Consider the following 12689-nt stretch of genomic DNA (forward strand, 5'->3'; position numbering starts at 1 on the left):
CGCCTCGCCTGTAATTACGTATGCGAAGCCATATAATATTGATACGATAGCACATGGGCCAGACTACCAGACTATTCATCGCAGCACCACTGCCTGACGAACTCAAACAGTATTTCACAGAGCAGACTGGCAGGTATAAAAATGAGGCCATCCGGCAGGTACCGATTGATAACCTGCACCTGACACTTTACTTTATCGGCAATGTGCCTGCCAGTCAGTTACCGGCTATAAAAGACGTCACTTCACACATGGCGCAGCAGTTTGCCCCGTTCGACTTGCACCTGGAGGCCATAGAGCCTGGTCCCAAACCCCGTTCCCCACGCCTGATCTGGGCCCGCTTCGGAAGCCACGATGCTTTTGCTCAGTTAAGCAGCAGCCTCACACAGGCACTTTCTGAGAAGCCACCCCTCCATCGTGAGCCCAAACCGCATGTCACGCTTGCCCGCTTTCGCAAAGATCACCCGGTACCTCACCACCTGGAAGCTTTTCATCCTGAAACCCCAGTGACACTGCACGTGAACGAGATCGCAGTCTGGCATTCCGAGCTAGGATCCCCGCATCCCCGCTACAGCATTCTGCAGCACTACCCGCTGACAGGTAACCACGCGGAGGGCAAAACAGTATGAGAATCACCCTGCATATGAACAAGACATAATTTTTATGAATCAAACTGAACTCACCGAATTGAGCATGATGCTAAAGGACAATGGCTTGACCATTGCTTTTGCAGAGAGTTGCACAGCTGGCATGCTATCATCTGAACTGGTTAAAGCCAAAGGCAGCAGCGATGTGTTGATTGGCAGCCTGGTGGTATATAATGTGGAAGCCAAGAAAAAACTGCTGGGTGTGAAACAAGAGACGTTGGACCTTTACACGGCCGAGTCGCAGCAGGTAACAAACGAAATGGTGATGGGACTGAAAAAAGCGCTGAACGCCGACATCAGTGTGGCCACAACAGGACTTGCCGGTGAAGGAGGCTCAGAAACTTCTGAGAAGCCGGTGGGCACCATTTTCGTATCCTTCCTCTATGATGGCAAAGCGGAAGAGTTCCGGGAGGTGTTCAAAGGCAACAGCCAAAGTCTGCTCAAGCAGTTCACAGAATACGTGCTCGAGAAACTCAAAGTAATTGTAGAAGAGCATTATGACCGGTAATAGTTTAACTTTGTTGGGTGAGCAACACCAACTTCGATAGCATTGCCCCGGTTTATGACGGCCTTTCCCGATTAGTGTTTGGCAATGCCTTGAGGCGGGCGCAGGTAGAATACCTGTCGCTTATACCTGCAAATGCGAAAGTACTGCTGATTGGAGGCGGCTCCGGTTGGTTGCTGGAGCAGCTGCTCAGGTATAGCCCTTTGGTGGGAGTCACTTACCTGGAAGCTTCGGAGAAAATGCTGGAAATGACCCGGCGGCGTATTGAGCAAAGAGCCCCATCCGCACTTTCAACGATTTCTTTCCGCCTTGGCACAGAAGACAGCCTGCAGCTTGGCGATACCTTTGACGTCATCCTTACACCTTTCCTGCTCGACCTTTTTCCTGATGAACGGCTGGTATACCTGATGGACCGACTTTTTACTGCGCTGCGCCCTGATGGCCTATGGCTATTCAGCGATTTCTGGCCAACGCAAATGCCGGCTCCTCTCTGGCAGCAGCTGTTATTAAGGAGCATGTATACCTTCTTTGGGAAAGTAAGCCAGGTAAGCGCTACCTGCCTGCCTGATTTTGATCGCCATTTCGCCAGACTACCCTTGCAGGAGTTACAGGCAACTTCATTTTATGGCGGACTGGTGCAAGCCAAGGTCTACCGGAAGGTATAGCTCCTTTGCACGACAGCTATAAAATCCCTACTTTTATTTTCGAACCAAACACCCTCTTATGTCCACGAGACTTTTTGGTGCTCTGTGCACTGCTTTGTCGCTTTCGCTGACGCCGCTGCTGGCACAAGAGCAGCAAGTTAGCTATCACCTTTCTTTCCCGAACGCTGTGCACCACGAGGCACAGATCAGCGTGACGTTTACAGGTATAAAAAGCGACACCCTGCAGGTATTGATGCCCCGCAGCTCACCGGGCCGCTATGCGCTGCACGAGTTTGCCAAAAACGTGTACAGCGTAAAAGCCACCGACAGCAAAGGGCAGGAACTCCGCATTAGCCGCTCTAACCCGCACCAATGGGATGTGAGCGGCCACCAGGGAGAAGTCACGCTGAGCTATACCTTGTTTGGCGACCATGCTGACGGTACTTATACCGGCATTGACGAGTCGCATGCGCACCTGAACATGCCGGCTACGCTTATGTATGCCCGGGGATTTGAGCAGGTACCCGCCCGTGTGACATTTCGCGTTCCACAAGGCAGCAACTGGAAAGTAGCCACACAGCTACAGTCCCTGAACGACTCGACTTACCGCGCCCCTAACTTTCAGTACCTGATGGACAGCCCTACCGAGTTAAGCGACTTCGCCTTTGCAGAGTGGCAGGTACAGGATGGTTCCAAAAGCAAGACCATACAGGTTGCCATGCACCACCAAGGCACGAAGAGTTCGTTTGACAGCTATGTGGCCAGCACCAAAAAGATCGTAACAGAACAGCAAGCCGTTTTCGGGAAGCTGCCGGACTTTGATTTTGACCGCTATACCTTCATAGCCTGTTACATGCCCCAGGCAGTAGGCGATGGCATGGAACACCGCAATTCGACTATCCTGACCAGTTCACGTCCGTTGCTCACTTCCATGAACCCGCTGCTGAACACGGTATCGCATGAGTTTTTCCATGCCTGGAATGTGGAGCGCCTGCGTCCTGCCAGTCTGGAGCCTTTTGATTTTCAGCAGGCTAATATGTCGGAGGCACTTTGGCTGGCCGAGGGCTTTACAACCTATTACGGTGACCTCACCATGCGCCGCACAGGTATCTTCGACCTGAAAAAGTACAGCAGTGATCTGGCAGGCGACCTCAATTATGTGCTCCTCTCTCCGGGTCGTCACTACCACAGCCTGGTGGAGATGAGTATGCAGGCTCCTTTTGTAGATGCTGCCCGCTCCGTGGATCCGCACAATCGTCACAACACCTTTATCTCTTACTATACCTATGGCAGTGTGCTCGGGCTGGGGCTGGACCTCACGCTTCGCCGTGACTTCAACACCACACTGGACAATTACATGCAGGTGCTTTGGCAGAAGTACGGCCAAACAGAGCGGCCTTATACCATGCGTGACCTGCAACAGACCCTGGCCGAGGTCACGAAAGATACCGCCTGGGCTGCTGACTTTTTCAAGCGACAGGTATTCGGAAGCGAACTGCCTGACTACGCCGCACTCCTGGCTGAAGCCGGTTTGCAATTGCGTCAAGCTAACCCGGGCAGCGCCAGTATGGGACCTGCCACATTAGAATACAGCAAGTCCGGAGCTAAAATCCTCACCGGCACGGCAGTAACATCACCATTGTATAAAGCTGGCATCAACCGCGGCGACGTTATCCTGACACTGGATGGCAAGAAAGTGACCAGCGCCAAAGACATGGAGAAGATCAAGAAACGCTTGAAACCAGCCCATAGCGTTCCTGTAACCTTCCTGCGAAACGGCACTCCGAGAAAGGCTACATTGATCATGGTGGAAACCCCTACACTGGAGATCGTTCCATTTGAAGAGGCTGGCAAGGAGCTGACACCCGCTATGCAGCAGTTCCGTCAAGCCTGGCTGGAAACAAAGGTCAAGTAAGCATGCAAGGCATAAACTTTAAGGTTATCCTGCTGCACACCCTGATCGTGCTGTTGACCACCTATGCGTTTATCGCACTGAGTTACATCTATGACATGCCGCTGACAGAGCTATACCTGGAAACAAGCGACTTAAGCAAATTCGAGGCAAGCGCCGCTATGTATAAGTTGAGTACCGACCGAATCAGCAAGTTTGTGCTGGTTCAGGAGTATGCGCCTTATGCCGGAGCGCTCTTTGGGGTGGTGCTTTCGCTTATAGCCGTGCGCAGGAAGAAGCTTGGTGTGCAGCATACCCTGATAATAGCTGCAATCGCCATCCTGATGGCCTTGGGAGGTATTTTAAACACGTCCATTCTTAAGGGCATACTTTTTGCTCCCGGAAGGCTTGTCTCAGAGTCAGTGGGAACAACCTATACCTTGAAATACCTGCTATTACTGGGCCTCAGCTTCTGGCTGGCTTTTCTGGGCAGACGTATACCTGGGCAGCAAAGCAAAAACAAGGTATAGCCGCTGACAACAAAAGACCTGTGTGCCCGTTTGGAAATAGACATTCGTTTGTTTCTGAAGCAATTGCGCTGTAACTTAGTACCACATTCAAAAGAGAGTTTTCACGTGAAAATATTTTTGAGCACCATATTGACCTGCAGCCTGCTTTTTGCGGGTAGCGCCATGGCACAGACAGGCCAGAAAGCCAGTCTGGAAGCGGCCCCGGCCCCTACCCTGCAAGACCAGCCCGCACCATCCTCTGAGGAGAGGCCTACGAAATTTGAAATGCCCGCCAAGCGCATCAGCTACAGTCTGGCCGCTGGCGCCAGCTTTGGCAGTGGTTTTGGCGCGACTTATCTGGAGCCAACGGTTCGCTATCAGCTCAATCCGCGTTTGCGTGTGTTCAGTAGCCTGACCTACATGTCGGTGATGCCGGGCCAGTACACCGTGCCAACAAACGATGGAGGCACTGCACTGATGCGTACTAACCCAAGCAACCATTATATCGCTCACGTGGGTGCCGATTATCTGGTAAATGATCGCCTGATCCTAAGTGGCAGCGTATGGAAAGACTTTTCAAACATTCCGGCTCAAAACCCGGCTTACATGAACTTTATGAACCCGGGCCGTCAGGGAATGGACTTCCGGGCGACCTATAAAATAACCGAGCACTTTTCAGTAACGGGCGCCATGCGCTATTCCAATGGTGCCTCTCCGTTCTACGGTCCTTTTCAGCACCCAATGTCTGTGGGCAGAGGCGGTAGTTTCTGGTAGCAGACCTGTTTGTATCGATTAAAATTGAAAGCGTCTTTTTCTGTATGGAGAAGGCGTTTTTTTATACCTGTTGACGTATTTTATTTAATTTTCAGTACACGTTTCAACTTTCGTGTGCGTTATCGTGTTAATATTTCCTGAAAACAAGCTTATTCAGATTTTGAGGCAGAAGAACGAAACAGTAAGACATCTGAAAAACGACAAACTGGATGTGGTGAAGCCAGACTATCGTGGTAACAAGACCATCAATGGACAGTTTACAAATGGCAGTGAGCTCTACACGCCTAAGCTGAGCAAGGTATTGCGCTGGAAAACCTCCCGCAACCCGCAGCGTGAAGAGAAAAAAGCCGACAACTACATACCTCCTATTGAGTACGGAACTGATTTCATCCATTCGACCGACGATATGGTGGTCTGGCTGGGGCACGCTACGTTTCTGATTCGGGTCAACGGACTGACCATGATCACCGACCCGGTGTTTTATGACCTGCCCATGATCAAGCGCCGCATTGGTTTGCCCTGCGCTCCTGAACAACTAACAGGTATAGACCTGGTGTTGCTCTCGCACGGTCACCGTGATCACCTCGACGAGCGGTCCCTTAAAACACTGTACCGACAGAACTCCGAGATGAAGGCGCTTGCTCCCTTGCATGCCGGCGATCTGCTGCGTAGTGCTGAGCCGGAATTGCCTTATCAGGAAGCGGGCTGGTACCAGAAGTTTGACCTCACGCCGCAAGGTATAGAGATTTACTTCCTGCCGGCATCGCACTGGCACCGCCGCGGGATGTTCGATATGAACAAGGTGCTCTGGGGAAGTTTCCTGATCAAGACGCCTACGATGCAGCTTTATTTTGCCGGTGATACTGGTTACAACGGTCACTTTGAGGAGATAGAAGAACTCTTTGGTCCGATGGATATCTGTATTATGCCGGTGGGAGCTTACCGTCCGAGCTTCCTGATGCAGAAGAGTCACTTGAACCCACATGAAGCAGTGCGGGCCTACAATGTACTGAGAGGCGGCACTTTTATACCGATGCACTATGGCACCTTCGACTTGTCAGACGAGCCTGCGGGTGAGCCGGTGCGACTGTTGGAGCAAATTGCTACTTCGGGCATGATGCAGGGCCTTCGTATACCTGCCATCGGGGAACCTGTGTTGCTGCAGGAGTTAGGATAGTCCGAAAACCAGCAGGCTGTGCTATATTTGCAGCTTCACGACGGCAACCCACATGTCTGCAACGCTTATTCTCAGCCTGATCATCGGCTATTTTGGCATCCTGATCCTGATCTCTTTCCTGACAGGCAAGAGTACTGATTCTGATACGTTCTTTTTGGCGAACCGCAAATCGCCCTGGTATGTGGTGGCTTTTGGTATGATCGGCGCGACCCTGTCGGGTGTGACCTTTGTGTCGGTGCCGGGTATGGTGCGTGACCTGCAGTTCACCTACATGCAGCTTGTGCTGGGTTACCTGGCTGGCTATGTGGTCATCGCGACTGTATTACTCCCACTTTATTACCGTCTTAACTTAGTCTCCATCTATACCTATCTGGACCAGCGCTTCGGCTTCTGGTCTTACAAAACAGGAGCCGGCTTTTTTCTGCTTTCCCGCATGCTAGGCTCAGCTATACGCCTCTTTCTGGTAGCCAGTGTGCTGCAGCTGGCCGTGTTCAATGAGATGGGTATACCTTTCGCGGTTACCGTGGGCATTACCATTCTGCTGATCTGGGCCTATACTTTTCGGGGCGGCATGAAAACCATCATCTGGACCGACACCTTCCAGACCACGGCCATGCTGTTGGCTGTTGGGGTGAGTATCTGGGTGGTCTCGGATGAACTGAACCTGGGCTTTCAGGGCATGGTTGACACGATCTCCGCCAGTGAGTATGGCAATGTTTTCAATTGGGAATACAAAGAAAACACCTATTTCCTGAAGCAATTCTTCTCCGGTGCGTTTATCACGATCGTGATGACAGGCCTTGACCAGGACATGATGCAGAAAAACCTAAGTTGCAAGAATATTGGTGAAGCGCAGAAGAACATGTTCTGGTTCAGTGTGATACTAGTGGTCGTAAATGTGATGTTTCTATCGCTGGGTGCGCTGCTATACCTGTATGCTTCTTCCAAAGGCATAGCCTTGCCTGGTAAAGGCGACGATGTATTTCCGTTTCTGGCGCTGAACCACTTTCCGGCTGTGGTGGGTATAGCCTTTATTTTGGGCATTATCGCCATTGCCTACGCCTCTGCTGACTCTGCCCTCACTTCGCTCACCACCTCATTTTGTGTGGACTTTCTCAACTTTAAAGAACGAAGTGAGCACGAGCGAGTGCGATTGCGCTACATCGTGCATATTGGCTTTTCGGTAATCATGATGCTCGTGATCCTGGCCGTAAACGAGATCAACAGCCAAAGCCTGATTTCGACACTGCTCCAAGTGGCGGGCTATACCTACGGGCCACTGCTAGGACTCTATACTTTCGGCCTCTACACCCGTCGTCAGGTTCGCGACCGCTTTGTACCAGCTATTTGCCTGGTAGCTCCTATGCTCACCTACATCATCAGCGCCAATTCTGTTGAGTGGCTTAATGGCTATACCTTTGGCTTTGAAGTATTAATTCTGAACGGGTTTCTGACCTTTGTGGGGTTGTGGAGTATTTCATCCGGATCAGAATATACAGAGTTAGAGAAGGCTCCTACCCCCTAGGATTGACAGCATTTTCGTGCACGATTGTCATCCCCCTCCCTCTTCTCCGTTGAGGGCCCTTCCCCAAGGGGGACTTCGCTGCCGCTACGCCAATCTTAAACTGACCTCACACACCCACAAGCTGTACTAACGCTACACTTACGGGATGATATGTCCAGAATCAGATTAATGATAACCCTCACAACGCAAATAAGGCAGCTATATCCCATACTTTACTTACCTTTGTAAGATTTTTCGGGGACGTGGCATTTTTAGTGCTACTTGGCTGTTATAAACCAGCAACCCTCTATTATAAAGTATAGATTTCATTAATGGCAAAACGCGGAATCGGGCTAAACGACGGCACGCAGGAGAAAGAAGGCAGAAAGAAGATCAGCAAAGACAGCTTTCGTCGCGGCATCAGGATCTTTAGCTACGTACTACCCTACAAGTTTAAATTCATAGTTGGTCTGGGCTTTCTGGTCCTCTCCAGTCTGACCTTCATGATCTTTCCGCTGCTCACCGGCAAGCTGGTTGACTCCTCCACCGGCAACGCCGACTGGTTCCTCGAAGACATTGACATGATTGCCCTTGGCCTGTTCGCCGTGATTCTGGCACAGGGTATTTTCTCTTTTTTCCGGGTATACTTCTTTGCGCAGGTAAGTGAGAACGCCGTGGCCGACATTCGTCGCGACCTTTACAGCAAGTTCATGATGCTGCCAATTCCTTTTTATGAAAAAAGACGAGTAGGCGAGATTACCAGCCGCATCACTACCGATGTAGCGCAGGTGCAAGATGCCATGTCGATCACGCTTGCGGAGCTTTTCCGTCAGATCACGACCCTATTAGTAGGTATCATTATCATCCTTTGGACTTCCATCAAGCTGTCCATGTTCATGCTGGCGACCTTCCCGGTGCTGGTAGCGCTCACGCTGGTTTTCGGTCGCAAGATCAAGAGTCTCTCCAAGAAAACACAGGACGAACTGGCCAACACCAACGTGATCGTGGAGGAAACACTGCAGGCAATCAACACGGTGAAAGCCTATACAAACGAGAACTTCGAAATCGGTCGTTACCAACATTCGCTTAGCAAAGCCGTTAAGGCGGCCCTATCAGCGGCGAACTACCGTGGTGCTTTCATTTCTTTCGTAATCGTAGGCCTGTTTGGCGGCATCATCCTTGTGATCTGGTACGGTGCTACGCTCGTACAGAACGGCGACCTGACCATTGGTGAACTCATCTCCTTTATCATTTATACCGTGTTCATTGGTGCCTCCGTGGGTGGTTTGGGTGAACTTTATGGCAAGATTCAATCGGCCTTAGGTGCGACAGAACGCATACAGGAAATTTTGGCCGAGCCAGAAGAATCGACTGACAAGACCCTCCGTCCCCTGAGCGAGATCAGACGGGTACGCGGTGATATCAGCTACAACCAAGTGGCCTTCTCCTACCCTACCCGTCCGGACATTCAGGTGCTCCGCGATATCAACTTCAGCATCAACTCAGGTGAGAAGATCGCTTTGGTGGGTCCAAGTGGTGCCGGTAAGTCTACTATTGTGCAGCTGTTGCTTCGTCTCTACGATGTAAGCCAGGGCAGCATCACCGTAGACGGGCAGGACATCCGCCAAATGAGTCTGACCGAGCTTCGTGCCAATGTGGGCATCGTACCGCAAGAGGTATTGCTCTTTGGCGGTTCGATCCGCGAGAACATTGCGTATGGTCGTCCGGAAGCCACAGAGGAAGAAATCATAGCAGCAGCCCGCAAAGCCAATGCGTATGATTTTATCTCGTCTTTCCCGGAAGGACTGGACACCTTGGTAGGCGAGCGCGGCATCAAGCTATCGGGCGGTCAGCGCCAGCGTGTAGCCATAGCCCGCGCTATACTGAAAAACCCGGCTATTCTGGTGCTCGACGAAGCGACCAGCTCTCTTGATTCAGAGTCAGAACATTTGGTGCAGCAAGCCATGGATGAACTGATGAAAAACCGTACAACCATTGTGATCGCACACCGCCTGGCGACGATCCGCAAGGTTGATAAGATTCTGGTAATTGATGGAGGGGAGATCGTTGAGGAAGGATCACACGAGGTACTGTCGATCAATGACAACGGGATTTATGCGAATCTGCTGAGACTTCAATTTGAAATGAGTTAAGATTTTCTGCATTCAAGGTAACGAAGGCCCTGTTAGTGATTAGCTGACAGGGCCTTCGTTTTTGGAGCCTACCCATAATTCAACATTAATATATCCTAATAAATCACTAATTTGCAGCGTATATATTATCTATACCTGCGCCAGTCGCTCCTAAACCTTTTTATGCACTTAATCAGCGCTTTCGCCCGAGCCTTTCTCTTCTGCTTGTTGCTTGTACTTAGCTATTCGGCTTCGGCCCAAAATTATCGTGATTCTTTTAGGGCACGCAATGCAGTATATGGTGAATTAGGCGGTAATGGCGACCTGCTCTCGGTCAACTTTGATCGTATCGTGTATCAGAAGTCCATGTTCAAGGCGGCGCTTAGGATAGGTGTAGCCAGCAATACCTTCTTCTCTTCAGAGGAACCGGGCTTTTATCCGGTGGTGCCCGTCGAAGCGCTGGGTATGATCGGTCGCTTTCAGAAACACTTTGAGTTCGGGCTGGGCTATACCCGCCGTTTTACCAACGAACCGGACCTGCTGCAGAACATGTACTTCAGCCGCATCGGTTTCCGTTATCAAAACCCAACCGGCGGACTTGTAGTGCGTGTTGGCTTTACCCCTTTTCTATCGACAGAAAGCAACATTAAATCACCAGGACCTGCTTTCATTCCACGCTTTGGCTTCAGTGTAGGGCGAAGTTTTTAAGGCATCCTCAAAACTTATTCCTAAAGAAACGGTTAAGGGGATTAGTCGGCATTTTTCAGTATTTTTGAGTCGCAAACCATCAATAATATTTAAATATAAAACAATGAAAAAGATCTTATTCAGCATGCTTTTGTCAGCGGCGCTGCTAGGCGGTACAGCCGTGACAGTTCAGGCCCAGCAACAAGGTATAGCTATGCCGGCAGCCAGCCCATCAGCTACTGTAACCCAGAAAATCGGACTTACTGACGTAACTGTGGATTACTCCCGCCCTTCTATGAAGGGACGCTCCGTGTACGGTGGTGACATTGTGCCTTTTGGCAAAGTATGGCGCACAGGTGCCAACAACTCTACTACTCTTAAATTCGCCGAAGATGTTACTATTCAGGGAAACAAAGTACCTGCCGGTGAGTATGCGCTACTAACCATTCCAAACCAGAATGAGTGGACCATCATCCTTTACAAAGACACCAAGCTTGGTGGAAACGTGGCACAATACAAGCAGGAGAATGACCAGTTGCGCTTTACTGTGAAGCCACAGACCAACCCAAGATCTATTGAAACCTTCACAATCAACTTTGCCAACCTGAAAGCCAACAGCGCTGATCTGGAAATCCTTTGGGACAAAACCATCGCTAGCTTCACGATCGAAGCCGAAGTGGATAGCAAGGTAATGGCTCAGATTCAGGAGCGTGTCGTAAACGGTAAAGACGTGCCTGCAGGCTTATATGCAGCGGCAGCGAACTACTACTTTGACAACAACAAGGACATGAAGCAGGCACTGGAGTGGATGAAAAAAGCCAATGCCAACGAGCCGCGCTTCTGGAACCTTCACGCACAAGCCAAGATACAAGCGAAACTGAAAGATTACAAAGGCGCCGTAAAGACCGCTGAGCAATCAATGGATCTCGCTAAGAAGGCAAACAACGACGATTATGTGCGTATGAATGAAAAAGCCATAGCTGAGTGGAAGAAAATGAAGTAGGCCATACCTGCCTGCTTTTTACCGAAAGCCTCTGCTCTGGCAGGGGCTTTCTTTTTTAGCTTACCATATAATCTATACCTGTTGGAAGAGAAGAAACATTCAGAAGATCACTTAGGTCCGGCCCGTGAGTACTGGTGGAACGACGACTACTTAGAACTGCTGGCCCACCGCCTGCACCTAGCCTATACCGGCACGCTGGTAGACATAGGCTGTGGCAAAGGCATGATGGGCTTTATGTTTTCACGGCACCTGCCACCGGGCGCCAAGGTATACGGCGTCGATTTTGAGCATGAGTACATTCAGGAAGCCAAACAGAAAGCTCAGAGCATCTACCTGCACAATGACATCTCCTACGACTTCCGGGTAGGCAACGCCTCCAACATTCCTTTACCTGATAACCTGGCTGACATTACCCTTTGCCAGACCTTGTTGATTCATGTGAAGGACCCGAAAGAGGTAATTAACGAAATGATCCGGATCACGAAGCCCGGCGGCTGGGTGCTCGCCCTGGAGCCGAACAACCTCGTACCCAACCTTATGTTTGACCGTTACGGCGAAACGGACTTTGATGTGGAGAGCACACTGGAAGTGCTGGAGATAAAGCTGCGTATCGAGAAAGGCAAAAAGCGACTTGGCGAGGGCTTCAACTCACTGGGTGATGTTATACCGGACCTATACCTGAAAGCCGGTCTTGAGAACATCAAGGTATGGATCTCGGACAAAGCACTTTCGATAATTCCGCCTTATGACACACAGGAAAAAATGCTGCGCGTAGAGCAGATGCTGCAATGGATCGACTCCGATTCCATGGGTTATGACTACCAGGATAATCTGAACTATTTTATGGCCGGTGGTGGCGACAAAGATAAGTTCGACGCTTACTGGCAGCGGTTGCTTTACAACAAGATCGCTCTTAAGCAGCGGCTTCTCAATGAAGAGTATGTATCAGCTGGCGGCAGTCTGGTTTATATTGTGGCGGGGCAAAAGCCGCGGGGCTAAGCTATACCTGATGCATCATGCTCTGGCCCGAGCGTCCTCGCTCGTGTCTGCTATGGTGGGGCCTCTGGCCCCTGCGTCAGGTTCAGCTTGTCTACTTACACTATTGTACCCCGCAAGTTTAGCGATAGCGTAACTTGTGGTAGCACATGGGGCCTATTTGTAACTGGCGTAGCGGCGGCTGTAGGTATAGCACCCTAATTTGTTCTATAGTTTCGCCTGT

General features: G+C 50.5%; 12 protein-coding genes. All 12 read left to right on the forward strand.

The genetic code is table 11. The annotated features are described in order from the left end of the window. The first annotated feature begins 53 nt into the window (after positions 1-53). On the forward strand, positions 54-626 hold the full coding sequence (gene thpR / locus AC5FX6_RS10200; RefSeq protein WP_493596948.1) for an RNA 2',3'-cyclic phosphodiesterase: 573 nt from the start codon (positions 54-56) through the stop codon (positions 624-626). Between the two features lie 34 nt (positions 627-660). Then, positions 661-1152 carry a CinA family protein gene (locus AC5FX6_RS10205; protein ID WP_493596949.1) on the forward strand — a complete coding sequence of 164 codons (492 nt, stop codon included), beginning with the start codon at positions 661-663 and terminating at the stop codon, positions 1150-1152. Between the two features lie 17 nt (positions 1153-1169). Then, entirely contained in the window at positions 1170-1814 is a 645-nt protein-coding gene (locus tag AC5FX6_RS10210) for a class I SAM-dependent methyltransferase (protein WP_493596950.1), read from the forward strand. Positions 1815-1872: 58 nt separating this feature from the next. Further along, the gene (locus AC5FX6_RS10215; RefSeq protein ID WP_493596951.1) at positions 1873-3708 is read left to right on the forward strand and encodes a M61 family metallopeptidase; all 1836 of its coding nucleotides are present in this window, start codon (positions 1873-1875) and stop codon (positions 3706-3708) included. A 2-nt stretch (positions 3709-3710) separates the two neighbouring features. After that, on the forward strand, positions 3711-4214 hold the full coding sequence (locus AC5FX6_RS10220; RefSeq protein WP_493596952.1) for a hypothetical protein: 504 nt from the start codon (positions 3711-3713) through the stop codon (positions 4212-4214). A 105-nt stretch (positions 4215-4319) separates the two neighbouring features. Beyond that, positions 4320-4967 (forward strand): hypothetical protein, encoded by a 648-nt coding sequence (locus AC5FX6_RS10225; RefSeq protein WP_493596953.1) that lies wholly within the window; start codon positions 4320-4322, stop codon positions 4965-4967. 160 nt (positions 4968-5127) lie between these two features. Beyond that, positions 5128-6144 carry an MBL fold metallo-hydrolase gene (locus tag AC5FX6_RS10230; protein WP_493596954.1) on the forward strand — a complete coding sequence of 339 codons (1017 nt, stop codon included), beginning with the start codon at positions 5128-5130 and terminating at the stop codon, positions 6142-6144. A gap of 52 nt (positions 6145-6196) precedes the next feature. Next, on the forward strand, positions 6197-7669 hold the full coding sequence (locus AC5FX6_RS10235) for a sodium:solute symporter (protein WP_493596955.1): 1473 nt from the start codon (positions 6197-6199) through the stop codon (positions 7667-7669). Between the two features lie 311 nt (positions 7670-7980). After that, positions 7981-9801, forward strand: coding sequence for an ABC transporter ATP-binding protein (locus AC5FX6_RS10240; protein ID WP_493596956.1), 1821 nt, complete (start codon positions 7981-7983; stop codon positions 9799-9801). Between the two features lie 162 nt (positions 9802-9963). Next, on the forward strand, positions 9964-10488 hold the full coding sequence (locus AC5FX6_RS10245) for a hypothetical protein (RefSeq protein ID WP_493596957.1): 525 nt from the start codon (positions 9964-9966) through the stop codon (positions 10486-10488). Positions 10489-10591: 103 nt separating this feature from the next. Next, entirely contained in the window at positions 10592-11470 is an 879-nt protein-coding gene (locus tag AC5FX6_RS10250) for a DUF2911 domain-containing protein (RefSeq protein ID WP_493596958.1), read from the forward strand. Positions 11471-11551: 81 nt separating this feature from the next. Further along, a complete protein-coding gene (locus AC5FX6_RS10255) occupies positions 11552-12469 on the forward strand; it encodes a class I SAM-dependent methyltransferase (RefSeq protein ID WP_493596959.1) in 918 nt (305 codons plus the stop codon). Positions 12470-12689: the final 220 nt, after the last annotated feature.

Source organism: Pontibacter sp. LHS2 (genome assembly GCF_058932845.1).

What these genes read in the sequence shown, in the direction of transcription:
- thpR (WP_493596948.1), top strand. Translation starts at nt 54, where the DNA reads ATGGGCCAGACTACCAGACTATTCATCGCAGCACCACTGCCTGACGAA.
- AC5FX6_RS10205 (WP_493596949.1), top strand. Translation starts at nt 661, where the DNA reads ATGAATCAAACTGAACTCACCGAATTGAGCATGATGCTAAAGGACAAT.
- AC5FX6_RS10215 (WP_493596951.1), top strand. Translation starts at nt 1,873, where the DNA reads ATGTCCACGAGACTTTTTGGTGCTCTGTGCACTGCTTTGTCGCTTTCG.
- AC5FX6_RS10235 (WP_493596955.1), top strand. Translation starts at nt 6,197, where the DNA reads ATGTCTGCAACGCTTATTCTCAGCCTGATCATCGGCTATTTTGGCATC.
- AC5FX6_RS10250 (WP_493596958.1), top strand. Translation starts at nt 10,592, where the DNA reads ATGAAAAAGATCTTATTCAGCATGCTTTTGTCAGCGGCGCTGCTAGGC.
- AC5FX6_RS10220 (WP_493596952.1), top strand. Translation starts at nt 3,711, where the DNA reads ATGCAAGGCATAAACTTTAAGGTTATCCTGCTGCACACCCTGATCGTG.
- AC5FX6_RS10245 (WP_493596957.1), top strand. Translation starts at nt 9,964, where the DNA reads ATGCACTTAATCAGCGCTTTCGCCCGAGCCTTTCTCTTCTGCTTGTTG.
- AC5FX6_RS10240 (WP_493596956.1), top strand. Translation starts at nt 7,981, where the DNA reads ATGGCAAAACGCGGAATCGGGCTAAACGACGGCACGCAGGAGAAAGAA.